Annotated in this window: 9 protein-coding genes; all 9 read right to left on the bottom strand. The window is 61.6% G+C overall.

What is annotated here, in order from left to right; all coding sequences use genetic code 11:
* Positions 1 to 2: 2 nt before the first annotated feature.
* The 9 genes from AC0NIE_RS14250 to AC0NIE_RS14210 all read right to left on the bottom strand — a co-directional run bounded on the left by AC0NIE_RS14250 (position 3) and on the right by AC0NIE_RS14210 (position 16,740).
* Positions 3 to 3,098: an efflux RND transporter permease subunit gene (locus AC0NIE_RS14250; protein ID WP_473485419.1), complete on the bottom strand. Its 3,096-nt coding sequence runs from the start codon at positions 3,096 to 3,098 to the stop codon at positions 3 to 5.
* The gene (locus AC0NIE_RS14245) at positions 3,098 to 4,180 is read right to left on the bottom strand and encodes an efflux RND transporter periplasmic adaptor subunit (RefSeq protein WP_473485418.1); all 1,083 of its coding nucleotides are present in this window, start codon (positions 4,178 to 4,180) and stop codon (positions 3,098 to 3,100) included. Before AC0NIE_RS14245 ends, AC0NIE_RS14250 begins: the two co-directional genes overlap by 1 nt.
* A gap of 500 nt (positions 4,181 to 4,680) precedes the next feature.
* The gene (locus AC0NIE_RS14240) at positions 4,681 to 5,307 is read right to left on the bottom strand and encodes a response regulator transcription factor (protein WP_473485417.1); all 627 of its coding nucleotides are present in this window, start codon (positions 5,305 to 5,307) and stop codon (positions 4,681 to 4,683) included.
* A 55-nt stretch (positions 5,308 to 5,362) separates the two neighbouring features.
* Complete coding sequence (locus AC0NIE_RS14235; protein ID WP_473485416.1) at positions 5,363 to 11,323, bottom strand: AAA family ATPase; 5,961 nt, start codon at positions 11,321 to 11,323, stop codon at positions 5,363 to 5,365.
* Positions 11,324 to 12,072: 749 nt separating this feature from the next.
* Positions 12,073 to 12,402 carry a hypothetical protein gene (locus tag AC0NIE_RS14230; protein WP_473485415.1) on the bottom strand — a complete coding sequence of 110 codons (330 nt, stop codon included), beginning with the start codon at positions 12,400 to 12,402 and terminating at the stop codon, positions 12,073 to 12,075.
* Positions 12,403 to 12,997: 595 nt separating this feature from the next.
* Positions 12,998 to 13,750, bottom strand: a complete 753-nt coding sequence (locus AC0NIE_RS14225) for an ATP-binding protein (RefSeq protein ID WP_473485414.1) — start codon at positions 13,748 to 13,750, stop codon at positions 12,998 to 13,000.
* A 132-nt stretch (positions 13,751 to 13,882) separates the two neighbouring features.
* Positions 13,883 to 14,710, bottom strand: coding sequence for a 3-hydroxybutyrate dehydrogenase (locus AC0NIE_RS14220; RefSeq protein ID WP_473485413.1), 828 nt, complete (start codon positions 14,708 to 14,710; stop codon positions 13,883 to 13,885).
* Entirely contained in the window at positions 14,694 to 15,479 is a 786-nt protein-coding gene (locus AC0NIE_RS14215) for an acetoacetate decarboxylase (RefSeq protein WP_473485412.1), read from the bottom strand. Before AC0NIE_RS14215 ends, AC0NIE_RS14220 begins: the two co-directional genes overlap by 17 nt.
* Before the next feature lie 88 nt (positions 15,480 to 15,567).
* Positions 15,568 to 16,740, bottom strand: coding sequence for a patatin-like phospholipase family protein (locus AC0NIE_RS14210; protein WP_473485411.1), 1,173 nt, complete (start codon positions 16,738 to 16,740; stop codon positions 15,568 to 15,570).
* Between the last annotated feature and the right edge of the window lie 89 nt (positions 16,741 to 16,829).

Below are 16,829 nucleotides of genomic sequence, written 5' to 3'. Positions count from 1 at the left end.
TCTCAATGCTGGGGGGCGAGAATGGGCATTGCCGGAACGTCAGACGCTGCTGCCGGTTCATGCTTTTCCCGAATGCCGTTGACCGCGACATAAAGGGCCGGGAGGAAGACGAGCGTCAGTACAGTCGCGACGGCGAGCCCGCCGACAATGGCGTAGGCCATCGGCCCCCAGAACACGTCGTGCATGATCGGGATCATGCCAAGGATGGCTGCAGCCGCGGTCAGCATGATCGGCCGGAACCTGTGCGTGGTCGCGTCGATCACCGCCTTCCAGGGATCGATGCCGCGCCCCCGCTCATGCTCGATCTGGTCGACGAGGATCACGGAGTTGCGGATGATCATCCCTGCAAGCGCGATGATCCCGAGGATGGCGATGAAGCCCATAGGCGTACTCGTGGTCAGCAGCGCGATTGCGACCCCGATGAGACCGAGCGGCGCTACGCTGATCACCATCGCCATCTGGCGGAAGCTGCCGAGCTGAACGATGAGTACGGTCAGCATCAACGTGATCATCAGCGGAAACTGGGCCAGCAGAGCGGCGTTGCTTTGGCCGCTCTTCTCGACCGTGCCGCCGGTTTCTAGCAGAGTGCCGGCCGGCAGTGACTTGGTGTACTCTTCGACCGCGCCTGCGAGTCGCTCGTGAACGGAGGCGGGCTGCAGCCCCGGCAACGGTTCCGCCTGGACTGTGATGGTGGGCAGGCGGCCGCGACGCCAGACATAGCCCTCGTCAAGACCGTACTGGAACTCGGCAAGCTCGCGCAGAGGCACCGATGCGCCTGTCGGAGTGGGGATCTGAAGACTGCGTAAGGCCTCAACGCTTGAGCGCTCACTGTTTTCGGCCCGGGCCACGACATCGACCAGATAGATTGAGTCGCGCAGCTGAGTGACCGTCGAGCCGGTGAGCACGCGGTCGAGCGCCTGGGCCAGCTGTTCGGAGCTTAGGCCAGCCTGACGCACGCGATCCTGATCGACCACGATGCGCAGTTCCTTGTTCTTCTCAGCCCAGTCGTAGTTGACGTTGCGCACGAGTCCGGATGACCGCAATATCTTTGCGAGTTCCTCCGCATGCTCCCTCGCTTCGTCGGTCGTCGGTGCGCTCACCCGGTATTGCACCGGCCAGCCGACCGGCGGCCCGAGTTCCAGGCGCGAGATGCGGGCCTTCACGTCCGGGAAGCTGTCGGTAAACAGCGTCTCGAGCTTCGCCTGAACGCGGTCCCGCGCCTCGAGGTCCTTCGCCACCACCACGGTCTCCGCCATGAAGTCGTTGTCGAGCTGAACGTCGAGCGGCAGGTAGAAGCGGATGGCGCCGCCGCCCACATAGGAAGAGAAACCGGCGATGTCAGGGTCGCTGGCAAGCGTCTCTTCCAGCCGCTTCGTCTCCGTTTCGGTCGCCGCGATCGAGGCATTCTTCGGCAGCGTCATCGTTACCACAAGCTCGGGCCGGTTCGACGCCGGGAAGAACTGCTGCTGCACGAAACCCATGCCGTAGAGGGAGGCACCGAAGGCGGCAAGCGAGGCGGCGATGGTAAGCCAGCGGTGCCGCATGCTGAAGCCGAGCAAGCCAATGAAAGCGCGCATGAAGCGGCCCGGCCCATGAGTGCCATGCGCCTTCATGTGAGAAGGCAGCAGGGACAGCCCGATTACCGGCGCGAAGATCACGGCCACGAACCAGGAGGCCACGAGCGCAACCGCAATGACGGCAAACAGCGAAAACGTATACTGTCCGGTGTTGTTGTCGGCGAAGCCTATTGGCAGGAAGCCGAGGATCGTGATCAGAGTTCCCGATAACATGGGGAAGGCGGTAGAAGTATAGGCGAATGTAGCCGCCTTAACTTTTTCCATGCCTTCCTCGATCTTCGAGATCATCATTTCGATGGTGATCATCGCATCATCCACCAGTAGGCCGAGCGCGATGATGAGCGCGCCGAGCGAGATGCGCTGCAGGCTGATGCCCATCGCTTCCATGGCGATAAAGACGATGGCGAGCACCAGTGGGATCGACAAGGCGACCACGAGCCCGGCCCTGAAGCCGAGGCTGAGGAAGCTGACAGCGAGCACGATGACGATCGCCTCGAACAGCGCCTTGGTGAATTCGCCGATGGCTTCGCGCACGACCTCGGGCTGGTCCGAAACCAGGTTGAGCTCGATGCCGACGGGGAAGCGCTGCATCAGGCGCCCGGCCGCCTCGTGCAGGCCTTCGCCAAAGTCGAGGTTGTTGCCGCCCTCGCGCATGTTCACGCCGATACCGATGGCCGGCTTGCCGTTGACGCGGAACATCTTCGTGGGCGGGTCACCGTAGCCGCGCTGAACCTTAGCGATGTCGGTGAGTTTGTAGAAGCGCCCATCGATCCAGAGATTGAGGCCGGCAACGCTCTCGGGCTTCAGGAGGGAGCCGGTAACGTCGACAAGCATGTTCTCGTGCGGCGTGTTGATGACGCCGGAGGGCACAACCGCGTTCTGCCGCGCGATCGCCGTCAGCACTTCGTCGAGGCTGAGCTTAAGATTGGCGAGCTTCTGGGGTGAGAAGCTGAGATAGACCTTTTCGTCCTGGTCGCCAAAAATCTCGACCTTGCCGACATCGGACGAACGCAGGAACTCGGTCCGCGCCGTCTCGGCGAAGTCGCGCGCCTCGCGCGGCGTGAAGCCGTCGAAGGTGATCCCGTAGATGATGCCGAAAACGTCGCCAAACTCGTCGTTGAAGAAGGGGCCGACCACGCCAGTGGGAAGCGTCGCCTGGACGTCACTGACCTTCTTGCGGACCTGGTACCAGATGTCGTCGAGCTCGCGCTTGGGCGTCGACTCCTTGAGGTAAACGAAAATGGTCGCCTGGCCGGGTTTGGTGTAGCTCTTGATGTAATCGAGCTGGGGAGTCTCCTCGAGCTTCTTCTCGAGCCTGTCGGTCACCTGTGTGAGCATATCGGCCGCGGTGGCCCCGGGCCAAACCGCCTGGACCACCATGGTTTGCACGGTGAAATCCGGATCCTCCTGCCGGCCGAGCCTCTCGTAAGCGCTGATGCCGCCGATGACGCAGACGAGCATGAGGAATACGACGATGGCCCGGTTGTGGACGGCCCATTCCGAAAGATTGAAGCGTGTCATCACTCGACCTCCGTCTCAGCGTTCACCAACTCACCGTCTGCCAGCGAATTGACGCCGGCGGTCACGACCTTCTCTCCTGCCGACAGCCCGTGGCTGACGACGACGGAGTCTGTATCGAATTGAAGCAGCTGGACGTTCCGGCGCTGCACCTTGCCGTCACCGCCAATCACCCAGACCTGCGGCTCGTCTCCGGACTGCAGCAGCGCGGTCGGGGGTAGCGTGGTGACCTCCTGGCCTCCTTCGCTTTCGACGCGGCCTACGACGACTGCACCCAGCCGCATCTCTGGCGGCGGCGAAGCCAGTGCCACCTTCACCTGATAGGTGCCGGTCGTGCTGTCGGCCTCGGGGGAAATCTCGCGGATTGTGCCGGTGACCGCGATGTCCGGCCGGCCCTGGATCGAAACGTTCACCGCCATGCCGAGCTCTGCCCCGGCGATGTCTTCGCCGGCAACAGCGAAGACCGCCTCGCGCGCGTCATTGCGGGAGATCTCGACGACCATCTGGCCCGCGGCCACGACCTGACCAGGGTCCGCGCCAGCCGCCGTCACGATGCCGTCGTCGGGCGCAAGCAGCTGCGTGTAGCCGAGCTGGTTTTCAACGATCCGGAGATTGGCTTCGGCCGCCTGGACGGCGGCTTGTGCGCTCTGCAGCGACTTCAGCGCGTCATCGTAGACGGAACGCGTCGCGAAGCCCTTGGCGAGCAGGATGCGGAAGCGGTCTTCCTGTGCGACGGTCTGGGAAAGCGCTGCCTTGGCTGCAGCGAGGTCGGCCCCGGCGGCGGTCACCCTGTTTTGGTAGTCGACGGCGCTGAGCTCCGCGAGCTTCTGGCCTTTCTTGACGGTTGCGCCCACGTCTACATCGCGTGAGATGACTCGGCCGCCGACCTCGAAGCCAACCTGGCTCACGTAGCGCGACTGGATGCGACCGGCGCCCTGTGCAACCAGGGCGAGTTTATGAGGCGTCACGACGGCGATCCGCACCGGCCGCGGAGCGGCGGGCGCTGCGGCCTCCGGTTCGGAACAGCCAGCGAGACACACGCAGGTGACAAAGGCACAAAGAAACGGACTTGATGGCAAGCGCATGAAAAGCCTCCGCTCGAAACGATCGGGTTGCGTGGAACTGACGATAGGGAGTCGGAGACGTGCTAACCGGCTCTCGTTTTAGACAATTACGTCAAATCGACGATTAGGTCAATACGAGAAATCGCGGTAATTATGCAATTCAAAAAGGCATGCCAATTGGTGTAGATAACCCGGCACAAGGCGGAGACCGGGCGAGAGGCTGGGCAGACGCCCATTCGGCCTCCGCAGCCTAGGGACGGCTCCGAGCTCGCGGTTGACGTATGATTGATGCGTGCAGTGCTTGACGCGTTGAGGGACCGCACAGGGTATCCGCGAAGATTGCAGATACTGGCCTTTTGATCATCTAACCAGCTCCGTCCTTTGGTTGGACAGTAGAGGCGGCTGGCGGTTCAACGCCATTGCCAAGTTGGTCAACTTCCTTAAGGGAAAACGAAAGAGCGCATCCGGCGCATATTCATGCGCACCAGGGCAATTATACGTTGGTATATTTTATAGGACCGCTATTTCACGCGAGTCGGCGTGGTCGTCACACCCAGGCTGTCCGCCATTCGGACCAGATCGACGAGAGATTTCGCCCGCATCTTCTGCATGACGTGCCCGCGATGGACCTTCACGGTCACCTCGCTGAGACCCGCTTGAGCAGCGATCTGCTTGTTGACCCTGCCGGTGACTACCAAGTTCATGATCTCTCGCTCGCGCGGCGTCAAGGAATCGTAGCGCGTCCGAAAATCGGCAATGAGTTCGGCCTTCTGCCGCCGAGTGCGGTCCTGCTCGATCCCGGCGTGAACCGCGTCTAGCAATTCCTGTTCACGCAGCGGCTTCGTCAGGAACTCGATGGCGCCCGATTTCATCGCGCGCACCGAGATCGGAATGTCGCTATGGGCACTGATGAAAATGACGGGAAGTTGAATGCCCAAATTCTGCAGCATACTCTGAAATTCGAGCCCACTCCGCCCCGGCAGCCTCACGTCGAGGATGATGCAGCCTGGAGCATCAGAGCGCTTGCTGTCCAGAAACTCCTGGCTGGACTCGAATGTGTGCACGCCAAGTCCGACCGAGCGCAAGAGTTCGCCGAGGCCCCTCCGAACCGACGCGTCATCATCAATGATGTAGACGAACTCCTCCATCCATGCGCCCCAAGGTTGAGCCGCCGCTAATACGCGGCAGGCCGGACGCTAATTATTATTCCGGTTTCTCCTCAACTGGCAATGTAAACTGGAAAATTGCGCCGCGCGGCTGGTTGGGGACGGCCCAGAGTCGGCCGTTGTGAGACTCGATGATCGAACGACTGATCGTGAGGCCCAGGCCCATGCCCTTGGGTTTGGTGCTGTAAAAGGCCTCGAACATTTCGTCGACCTTCGCGGAGTCGATTGGCGGGCCGCTGTCACGGACCGCTACCAAAGCCGTATGTGGTGCCACTCGTTCGGTGCTTATGACGAGTTCGCGTGATCCTTTTGGAACCGCTGTCATTGCATCCTTGGCGTTCATTATGAGGTTGAGAACGACCTGCTGTATTTGGACCTGGTCGCCCACGATTGGAGGCAGGTTGTCCGACAGCTCGGTGTTCAGCGAGATGGCGCCTCGTTGCAGGTCCGTGGACACCAACGCAATCGTCTCCGAAACAATGTCATTGATGCTCAGCCGATCCCGCCGCTCGGGGGATTTCTTCGCCATCGCCCTGATCCGGTCGATGACCTCGGACGCGCGAAAGGCGTCACTGATCATATGCTCGACGGCCCGACGGGCGGAGATGATGTCGCGCGGATCCGCATCAAGATAGCGAAGACACGCATTGCCGCTGCCGACGAGCCCGGTGAGAGGCTGTCTGACCTCGTGGGCGATCGAAGCCGCAAGCTCTCCCATTGTGGTCATCCTGCTCATATGGGCAAGCTCGGCTTGCGCGAGTTGGAGGGCATTCTCCGCCTGCTTGCGGCTGGTGATGTCGCGCACAAGTGAAAGACGGAACCATTGCTCTCCCTGCTGGAATCGACCGGCGCGAATTTCGACGGGAAATACGCTGCCGTCCTTGCGACAGTGCAGCGTCTCGAACGTCACTGTCTGTCCGGTCTCAACTCGAGCTACCAAGTTGGCGAGCACCTCCTGGTTCAGATCCCCGTCGAACTCGCGCGGGTGCATTCCAATCAGTTCCTCGCGGCTGTAGCCGAGGCTTTCGCAGGCCTGACGGTTAACATCTATGACGGTCAGGTCGTCGGCGTGCAGGAAGAACGCGTCGGTCGCGTGATCGACGAACGTTCGGAAGCGTGACTCGCTCGCTCGTAATTTTTCTTCCGCCCGCTTGCGCTCGGACAGATCCAGTACGAAGGCGACAGTCTGGTTTCCGGTTCCTTCGAAGCTCGCCTCGCCAATCAGCACGGATACGCGGCCACCATCCTTTCGCTGGTACTCCTTTTCGAACGGCTGGACGCTGCCGTTCATCTTCAGCTCGGCCCCAGCCTCGGCGTCACGCTCGCGCCACTCCGGCGGCGTCAGATCTGCGTCGAGCAGGCGACCCGAGGAGAGTTCGTCGCGGCTATAGCCCACCATCCTGACAAACGCCTCGTTGGCTTCGACAATTCGGCCATCGATATCGCGGATGAAAATCCCGATGATGTTGGCCTCGACCAGACGGCCAATCCGGCCTTCGCGTTCTGCGAGGTCGCGGTAAAGACCGGTAATCTCGAGCGCGCTGGCGGCCTGCGAAGCGAGGAGCTTCAGCACCGCACTGCGGGCCGGCGCGAAGACACGACCGGCCAGATTGTTCTCCAGATAGAGCACGCCGATCAGCTTCGCGTGATTGATCAGCGGCAAGCAGAGAATGGATCTGGCCGTGTGGTCACGGATGTAGGGATCGGCCGCAAAGGAGTTTTCGGCAGACGCATCGTCGAGGCTTACAGCTTCCCCCGTACGCAGGACGTAATTGAGAACTGACTCCGGCATCGTTCCCACAGCGGCCGCATCGCGCAGCTCTATGAGCACGGCGTCGCCGCGGGTCGTGGCCTCCGCGGCAATTCGCGGCTCACCACCACGCGACAGGATAAGAAGCCCGCGCTCGGCTCCCGCCTGTTCGATGGCCATTCGCAGCACTGTGTCAATCAGCTTCTCGATGTCGATTTCGCCGGAGACCGCTTGCGACACCTTGATGACGGTGGCGAGGTCGAGACGTTCGACTGGCGCTTCGATGGTGCTCGTCGCAACGGGTGCTGGTTCGTCGTCCCGCAGGCGTGGAGAGAGCTCATCGAGTTGCCGCACCTTGCCCTCAGCTCCCCAACGCAGATAACAGCGACGGGCGTTTTGCAGGTAGAGCTGAGCAATCTGATCGAACCCGCGCCTGCGGTAGAAGGCGGAAGCGCGCTCATACGCGATCGCCTCGTCGTGAGGAAGCGCGTTCGCGTGGGCCAATTGGATGGCCTGTTCATACAAATGCTCGGCATCCAGCGCGTGGTTGCCCAAGCGCGCAGTCTCCGCGTTGATCAACACTGCGCGGCTCGCAAAATTCTCTGGACTGTGCTCGGCCCACTCCTCGATTTGGCGACGGTGAGCGGCCAAGGCCCTCCGATGTTGGGAACTCTCGGTGGCCGATACTTCGTCGCAGAGTGCGGCCAGCGAGAGGCCTGCATAAAAATGGTATTCCGCCCGCTCGAAAATGGCAGGGGTCATCCACAGGAGGCCTTGTACTTTCGCCGCTGCTGCAAGCGCTGCGACGTGGTCGCCGGCGAGAGCGCGTGCCTGCAGCTTGCGGATCCAGTACAAGCAACTACCCGGCTTGCCGTCGGTCTGACGCTCGAATTGCTGCTCGTCGAATCCTGTGTCGTTGAAGCAGCCGAACACCGGCGTCAGGCCGCGAAGCGTTCGAATGAGCTGAAGTTGACCGGCAATGAAGCCGACGACGACACCGAACCCGGCCTGGCGGGCGAAAACCAGACCGGCTTCCGCATCGCGTTGAACCTCAGAGAGGGGCTCGCCACTGGCGAGGAGGTAGGTCAGGAGGTTATTGCGGCTCAAGACAGCATAGGTGAGATCGCCGACCTGCTGCGCCGTTTCAAATACGCGCTGCGCCAGTGGACGGCCCGTCCGGACATGCCGTGGCGAAGATTTTGCAAGGTTGCCGAAGGCGAGGTAGACTCGTGCCTTCAGGCGGTCCATTCCAGGCTGTTCCACCAGGTCCAGCCCGAGCAGGCCGAACCGGAAACCTGCCTCGTAGTTGCCAAAATACAGCCCCAGCACAGTGCCTACCGCGGTGTAGGCGTAGGGCGACGTGTCGCTGTTGCCGTGCCGCAGGCTGACGTTCCCCATTCGCCCGATCACGAGGCAACGCAGATTCTCGTCGGTAAACAAGGCCGGGGTCACGAGCGATGTGAGGACATTCATGGTCGCGAGCGCAACAGGATCTGCCATCGGGGGCGAGTCGAGCAGCGTTTCCATCGGGCGGTTTCCGAGCTGCCGCCAAAGCCGCGCGTATTCCTGCCGCACTTGTTTCCTGGTCGGATGCGCCGACCAGGTGATGCCGACGCGGCGCAGGTAGTCGAGGCCGAAAACGATGGCCTGATCGCTTCGACCCAGGCTCATGAAAAGGTCCACACGCAGCCGAGTGACGCGGGCCAAATCAGTGAGGCTGGCGGCACGGCTTGCCAACTCCGCGAGCCGCGCCTGCGCCTCAGCCGGCGCCCCGGCGAGGAATTCGCATTCGGCCCTGTGCAGATTGAGGCCGAAAGCGAGCTCGTACCGGCGCTCCCACGCATCATCCGGCAAGAGACCCGCACCCGTGGTGGCATAGGTCAGCGCCGACGCGTACGCCGCCGCCGCCTTGGCACGGCGGGCGGCGACCAAGTTCAGATCGGCGAGGCGCTCGCGCTCTTCGCCCGGCGCAATCAGCATGCTGCCGCGGTTGAGCTGGCCGACGATGTCGAAGATACTCTCCTCGAGTGCGTCCGAGGGCGTATGCGTCAGCAGGACGCGGCCAACAGCGAGGTGCGCCACGGCTCGCTCGCTTTCGGGGATCAGCCCGTAGGCGGCCTCTTGAATCCGGTCATGCAAGAACCGGTACGCCCCCTGTTGCCGCAGCACCAGCCCGGTCCGTACCGCAGCCCAAAACACCGTGTGAACCGCTTCTTCATTTTCGCCTCTGATCAGCGTCAAGGTGCCAACTGTCGCTCGACTGCCGAGGCAGGCCAGTACGTTCAAGGCAATCTGGGTCGTGGTTGGCAGGCGCCGCAGCTTGCTCAGCATGAGATCCGCGACGTTATCGGTATAGCCTTTGGCGCGTATGCGCTCGAGGTCCCAATCCCAGCGACCCTGCGCACGATCCAACCAAAGCAGCCCCTCATCCGGCAACGTGCTCAGGAACTGAAGGGCAAAGAACGGATTGCCCGCGCTCTTCTTGTGCACCAGCCGCGCAAGCGGCTGGACGCGACCGCTCCGGCAATGAAGAGCATCGGCGAAAATCCGGACCATTTCTTCCAGCCTGAGCGGCGCCAGTTGGATCTCCCGAACCAGCCCCCCGGCATCGCGAATCGCGGCCAGCCGACGAATCAGCGGATGGGTGGGTGTGACCTCGTTGTCGCGATAAGCGCCAATCAGCAGCAGGTGACGCATATCCCGTTGCGTGCAAATATCCTCAAGCAGGTCGAGCGTCGCGGTGTCCAACCATTGGAGGTCGTCCAGAAACAGCGCCAGCGGATGCTCCGCTCGGGCGAACACTCCGAGCAGTCGCCTGATGATCAAATGGAAGCGGCGCTTTGCATCTTGCGGCGGCAACTCCGCGACCGGCGGCTGTGGACCGATAAGCGCTTCGAGCTCCGGGACGAGCGTTTCCATCAGCCGTCCGCTCGCGCCCAAAGCTTCAATCAAGCCGGCGCGCCAGGGCACAAGCTCAGCTTCGCTCTTGCCCAGCAGGGGCCGGATGAGGCCCTGCAGGGCCTGTGCTAAGCTCGCGTAGGGAGCGTCGCGCTGGTTCTGGTCGAATTTGCCGGATGCAAACAGCCCGCGAGACGGCACGAGAGCACGGTGGAGCTCGTGTACGACCGTGGACTTGCCAGCCCCGGCGTGGCCCGACACCAACACCAGCTGCGGCTCGCCGCCCGCAACAACCCGGTCGAAGGCGGCAAGCAGGACAGCGATCTCACGTTCGCGCCCATAGAGCCGCTCAGGAATCAGCAGCTCGTCGGCCAGATCGTGCGTCCCAAGCGGAAATTCACCGATCCGCCCTCGGCTCTCCCATTCAAGCAGGGCCCGCCGCAGATCGGCCTCCAGCCCGCCGGCCGTCTGGTAGCGCTCCTCGGCGTTCTTGGCGAGCAGCTTCATGAGGATTGCCGAGACAGCGCGGGGCACCTTCTTCATCCGCTCGGACGGTGGCACCGGGCGCTTGGCAATGTGGCAGTGCACCCACTCCATCGGATCGGAAGCGGTGAACGGCAGCTTGCCGGTGAGCGTCTCATAAAGCGTGACGCCGATCGCATAAAGGTCGCTACGGGCGTCGACCGATCGGTTCATGCGGCCGGTTTGTTCGGGCGCCATGTACGCGAGAGTACCGGCAATGACCTCGGGAGGCTCGGACGCCTGGCGCTCCCGAGAAAGACGCGACGCCACGCCGAAGCCTGTGAGCCGAACCTGGCCCTCTGCCTCGTTCACCAGGATGTTCGCCGGCTTGATGTCCCTGTGAACTAGACCACGCTCGTGAACCTTGCCGACCGCCGCGGCGATACCGATGGCAAGACGCAGGAAGAGCGGGAGCTCGGTCGCCATCCCCTGCTTTCGCTCCGCGATCAGCTGGCGGAGGGGCACGCCGCCGCAGTCGTCTAGGATCAGCGCGCTCCGGTTATTTTCGTTGATGAATTCCAGCGGCTTCGCTGCCCACGTACCGTCGAGCTCGTCTCTCAGGCCATATTCGTGCGCCAGTCTGTCGAGGCTGGTGCGGCTGGGGTGCTCGGCCGCAAGCCGCACCACCAAGACAGGCCGCGGCCCCGCCTCCTCGTCCTGGCGTATCTGCCGGGTGAGGATGCGATCGTCGCAATCCCAAGTAGCTTGGAGCGCGTCAGGCCAAGCGAGGGTCGACGTCGCTTGCCAGACAGGAGCGGCTGGGCGCTTCTGTCTGCCTGTGTTTTTCCCGGCGCTCCTCTTCGGCCCGCCTTGGACGGTGTCGTCCATCTTCCATCGCTCGGCTCTACTGCCCGCAACCTTTTTAGAGCGGGCATCGCAGTTCTAGTCAGGCTTCACCCACTTCCCTCTCGTGTCAATGTGCCCACTTCTTGGGGCGCCCAGCAAAGCCGATCACATCTATCGCTGATCTTCATCCCACGCCCAGGTTCCGTTCGCATCCCTTCGAACAGGCCACACGAAACAGGGCCGCGAAAAGCGCTGTTCTGCCTCTTGGAAGGGGCCGCGCCGGCAGGAGGAGGTTTTTGCGGTCAAGAGGCACACCGGCGCGGCAATTCGGCCCCTTGTGGGAGGACGCTGGATTTCAGGGGCCGTTGCAAGGTTTACCCTGTCTCGACTACTCTGGGTATTATGCCGAGGTATAACCGCTTAGCCGTTTCGGCAGAACTCCTGAACCAGTTGCTTACATCCGCCCTGCGCTACCTCATCGGCTGCGTTTCGCACGCCGCAGCATCGCCTCGCTGGAGGATACAGGGGCGATTTGCCTGTTGGCGGACCTGTTTGATATTATCTCATGTTTATTGGCGATCGGTTATATTAGCGGCTCGAACCGGCTCATCTCAACAGTCCGGGGCCGCCTTTTTCTACGGTACGCGCCCCAGACTCGTATGTCGCCGGAGTAACCACGCACTTCGGTTGGCCATCCATTGTGTAGGCACGCCGTCGCGTGGATAGGCCAAGGAGGATGATCCTCAGCTGACCTTCCAGTCTCCTGAAGCTTCGCATCACGCCTAGCCGCCTCATGAGGCCCTGGGCGGGACGAAAAGACAGATCGTCTGGCCCGCATCGAGACCCGCCTGGTGCGCGCACCAATGGTATTCGCCGTCGGGCGAGTCCTTTATGCGCTTGTCTCGGTAACCGACCACCTCACCGGTGGATTGGATGACGTAACCCTGGGGCTTCTCGATAACCGCCGAGGACTGGACCTGCTGGCAATCCATATTGCTGCAGCATGCCCACGGGTACTTCCACCCGGTCGGGGCATCGTGTGCGCTGGCTTGGCTATGCAGGCCGAGGAAAATGAGCGCAAGTAGTGAGCCTGACCGGAGGCGATAGAGAACCGAAATCATCCGACAGAATCCTCCATGATGTGGTTGTTTTGGCGTCTTCCCAGCATATCTGAGAACAGAAGTAGTATCTTGTAGGACGTCTGTGGAATCCAAGATCGCAATTTATGCATATCATCGCCAGCCCTTCTTCAATCGACGTGCTAACGCCACAACAAACATCTATTACAGCACGTACCGGCCTCTATTATATTGTTGTTCGTCGCTCATGTCGCCGTAGTTGCCAGACCCATACCTTTGTATATTGCGGTAATCTGGAGGACCCTGCCAACTAACGCTGACCGATTGGTCGGGGGCGCGATTCCCTCGGGTTGCCGGCCATTACTTGCCGGGGGCGTCAAGTGACCGCCTGCAATATCAGCAGGTTGCGGAATTGCCGCCCCGACGACTCGTGCTACCGGCGCGGGTTGCGCAGGACCGGCAGCACTCGTCGAGATTCGTCCAGCACCGCGCGCCGTGCATATGCCGGGCCAGGGCCACGCATATAGTGAAGTTCCGGTCGATATCGCGGCGCCACGAAGTCGTGAATGGCGGAGAAGCACTGTGTGAGCAGAACGCGGAGTTCCATCGCGATAGTTCCTTTCCTGTCGCCAACAGCTCAGTCGGCTGAGCAGGCCGAGATTGCTGGCAACCACAGGTCGACTGTCGTGCCCCGACGAGCAGTGTTGGTCAGTGTGAGCCCACCCTCCAAGCTCTCCATGAGTTGTTTGACGATCGCCAAAACGAGACTGGTCCTATTGGTCTGGGTCGAGAAGTGTGGATGTCCCACCATGCTCGGCGCCTCTGGAGAGATGCCCCGATTTGCGACCGAAAGGCGGATCATCAGCTTACGCGGTCCAGCCTGGCTGACAGGCGGCAACTCCGGCGCTGCCGCAATGGTGATTTCGCCACCCTCAGGCATCGTGTCGCGCGCATTGAGGACAAGATTGAGGAGGGCGCGCTCCACAAACGGCTGGTCGACAAAAGCCAGCGGAAGGCTATTGGCGATATCAACTTCGAGGCTGATGCTTGATGGCAGAACACTTTCAAGTGCCGCCTCCAAGAGCGAGATCATCTGGTGAATGTCAACCGGTTCCGGCCTTGCCTGACGCGGGCTCGTAAAGTCGAGAAGTTCCCGAGCAAGTATCTTGGCACGAAATGCGCAGTATATCGCACCGTCGAGCTTCCTAAGCTGCCTGGACGTGCCGGCGCGGCGGGCTTGCAGCTCTTCGAGAATGGTCAGGACCGGCGTCAGCAGACTATTGAAATCGTGCACTATGGACGAGAGACACAGGGGCGGTACGGCCGCCGAAAAGGGAGCAACGGGCTCCTCTAGTCTTCGATCACTGGATTGCGAGGACGTGTACCGCACGCTTCTCTCCGTCAAGGCAGTTCAGGGATATTCTTCCCTGCCAAAGTTGTTACTCAGTGGGAAGTTCGATCGCTATTATTCTGAGGTATACGGCTCTAGCCTTTTGACACAGAGAAGCGATTCTCTGGGCCTCTACTGCATGAACCATCCATGGCTGACCACCATCGACTGGCCAGTCAGCGCGTTCGATGGGAAGGCTGCCAGGAACAGCGCTGCTTCCGCAACGTCCTGGACGGTCGTGAACTCGCCGTCGACCGTCTCTTTCAGCATCATGGTCTTGATCACGTCCGCCTCGGAGATCCCAAGCTCGCGCGCCTGCTCCGGGATCTGTTTGTCGACCAGCGGCGTGCGCACAAAGCCGGGGCAGATCACGTTGGCACGCACGCCGTGCGCGGCACCTTCCTTGGCCACGACCTTCGCCAGGCCAACGAGGCCATGTTTGGCGGTGACGTAGGGCGCCTTGAGCGGTGACGCCTCCTTGGAGTGCACGGATCCCATGTAGATGATGCTGCCGCTCTTCTGCCTGTACATCTGCCGCAAGGCGGCACGGGTGGTCAGGAAGGCTCCGTCCAAATGGATGGAAAGCAACTTCTTCCATTTCTCGAACTCGAACTCGACAAGCGGCGCCACGATCTGGACGCCGGCGTTGCTGACCAGGATGTCGAGGCGCCCGAAGGTTTCGATCGCCTGCGCCATTCCGCTTTCCACCTGCTCCTCGTTGCTGACATCCATGCCAACCCCGAGCGCACGTTTGCCCATCGGATCGATCTCGGACGCGGCCTTTTGCGCCGCGCTGTGATCAAGATCCGCAATGACCACTCTTGCCCCCTCGCGAGCGAACATGAGCGCAATTTCTTTGCCGATGCCGCTCGCGGCTCCGGTGATCACTGCCACCTTGTCGAGAAGCCGGCCACCGCCGCTAGCATGCTTGTAAGATGAAGTTTCATTCTGCGAATGCATGGGTTCTTCCTTTCCGATAGCGAGGCTCGGCTTCCGCGAGGTAGTCGTGGACGACCTTCCCGAGCGCGAGCGTGAGATCGGCGACGATGTGAACTGCCGAAACGACTTCCAGCACCGGCAGCTCGGCGACTGGGGCCAGGGCGTGTGACCAAAGGTTCAGGGCTGCCGGGCCGGTCCAGGCGCCCTGCAGATTGATTTCCTCCAAGTGGTATTCCACGAGTTCGCAGATGCGCGGCGTGCCGTCGACGTGAGGGATGATTTTGAGGAGGAAGTTCGGTTCGGCGAGCGAGGCCTTCACGCTCGCGAGGTCGGCGGCTCGGTGCTTGTAGCCCATCGTGCCGGTCGCAACGCGGACCGGGCCGTAGTCGAGCGTGCCCACCAGAGTGTCGGTTTCGGTCCGAAGAGTCGGACTTGCGAGCTTCTTGGGAAAGCCCCACAGCTCGCGTCCCCCGGCAATCGGCGGATGGTCGTTGAGAAACATACAGTGGGTGTAACTGCCCTTGCGTCCGCGGAAGGAGACCGGGATGACTTGCCCGCTTTCCGTGTAGTCGCCGAAGCCGGTCGAGTCCGGCATGCGAATGAATTCGAATTTCACGAGAGGCTCGCGCACCTCCAGCGGCTCCGGCACGAGGTCGCGCAGTTTCTGCGGATCGGTCCGATATGTGACGATCAGATACTCCCGGTTTCGGAAGCGATATGGGCCGGCCGGATAGGCCGGGCTGGTCAGGGGCATGGCGAAAGCCCTCGCCCGGACGGTGTCTTGGTGCATGTCTGAAATTCCTTTGGACTGGATCAAGCGGCTCGTTTTGCGTTCAGGGGCCGCCGCGACAGGGCAGTCGCTTTGCGGCGACCGACCTCTATTCCCGCCCGTCGACGGCAAGGTTATACGTGCTGACCCCGTCCAGATTGTCCGGCCGACTCAGTGCCTCAGGATGGCGCAACGTGCGCACGGCGTCGAAGTAACCAGCCCGCCAATGCTCTTCCATGGACAGCCGCGAGAATTCGTAGTCCTTCGAGTGGGTTTCATACTGCTTCGAGCCATAGATCAGATGGACCAGCTTGTAGACCTTGTGGTCTGCAATTGAGCTCAGCATTCTCGCCTCCTCGCTACCCACAAGGTCCGCGGGCAGTTTTGCCAGAAGGTTCGCGAGCGTGTGTCGGGCGCGCTGGTACAGCTTGAACTGGTCGGTATGGGCGCGCGTTCGGCTCGAATACTGGATTTCCTTTTGCCGCGCCGCGACGTCGGCCAGATTTCGGGGAAGTTCGCCGCGCTCGCTCCAGAGGTCGACCTGGAAGGCAATCGTGTCCTGCCGGGTCCCGTGCTCGACGACCCACTGCAGCGGCGTGTTGGAAACGAGGCCGCCATCCCAGTAGAACTCGCCCTCGATCTCGACCGCCGGAAAACCGGGTGGAAGCGAGCCGCTGGCCATTACGTGCTCGGGCCGGATCGTATGCGTCTCATTGTCGAAGTAGACGAGATTTCCTGTCCGCACGTTCACGGCGCCGACACTGAAACGCATGCCGCCCGCGTTGATCCGGTCGAAGTCCACAAGCCGCTCCAGAGTACTCTTGAGGCGGTTGGTTTCGTAAAAACTCGTGCTTTCAATTGAGCCATTCGGGTACAGCCAGGGAACGGGCTGTCGGAGGCTGAAGAAGCCTGGAGCACCGGCGACGAGCGCGCAGGCTGCACCGAATTGATTGAAGAGCGTGCGCGGCAGATTGCCCTTCGGAGCGAGAGCGTCTGCGGCGGCAGTCCAGTCGAGAAGTGGATTGGCAGTGATCTCCCGCCAGAAGGTCCGCAGTTTCTCAACCCGTTCGGCCGGCTCGTTTCCAGCGATGATCGCGGAGTTGATGGCTCCAATGGAGACGCCGGCAACCCAATCTGGATGAATGTCGGCCTCCGCAAGGGCTTCGTAGACGCCGGCCTGGTAGGCTCCGAGCGCACCGCCGCCTTGCAACACCAACGCAATGCATTCGAAAGGGAGACTCGGTTCCGCCGTCCGGAAATCCTTCTGGGTCTGAAAGTTCATCGACTGCTTTCCTTCTCACCGAGCGACCTCGCGGCCCTTCGCCGTCCGCATGGGGGACCGGCATCAATTTCAATTTGCACTAATATGTC

The sequence above is a fragment of the Mesorhizobium sp. WSM4842 genome, assembly GCF_055901575.1.
Note: the sequence above shows the minus strand (reverse complement) of the source record. Positions and strands in the feature narration are given on the sequence as shown.

What these genes read in the sequence shown, in the direction of transcription:
- AC0NIE_RS14230 (WP_473485415.1), bottom strand. Translation starts at nt 12,402, where the DNA reads ATGATTTCGGTTCTCTATCGCCTCCGGTCAGGCTCACTACTTGCGCTC.
- AC0NIE_RS14250 (WP_473485419.1), bottom strand. Translation starts at nt 3,098, where the DNA reads ATGACACGCTTCAATCTTTCGGAATGGGCCGTCCACAACCGGGCCATC.
- AC0NIE_RS14245 (WP_473485418.1), bottom strand. Translation starts at nt 4,180, where the DNA reads ATGCGCTTGCCATCAAGTCCGTTTCTTTGTGCCTTTGTCACCTGCGTG.
- AC0NIE_RS14210 (WP_473485411.1), bottom strand. Translation starts at nt 16,740, where the DNA reads ATGAACTTTCAGACCCAGAAGGATTTCCGGACGGCGGAACCGAGTCTC.
- AC0NIE_RS14215 (WP_473485412.1), bottom strand. Translation starts at nt 15,479, where the DNA reads ATGCACCAAGACACCGTCCGGGCGAGGGCTTTCGCCATGCCCCTGACC.
- AC0NIE_RS14240 (WP_473485417.1), bottom strand. Translation starts at nt 5,307, where the DNA reads ATGGAGGAGTTCGTCTACATCATTGATGATGACGCGTCGGTTCGGAGG.
- AC0NIE_RS14220 (WP_473485413.1), bottom strand. Translation starts at nt 14,710, where the DNA reads ATGCATTCGCAGAATGAAACTTCATCTTACAAGCATGCTAGCGGCGGT.
- AC0NIE_RS14235 (WP_473485416.1), bottom strand. Translation starts at nt 11,323, where the DNA reads ATGGACGACACCGTCCAAGGCGGGCCGAAGAGGAGCGCCGGGAAAAAC.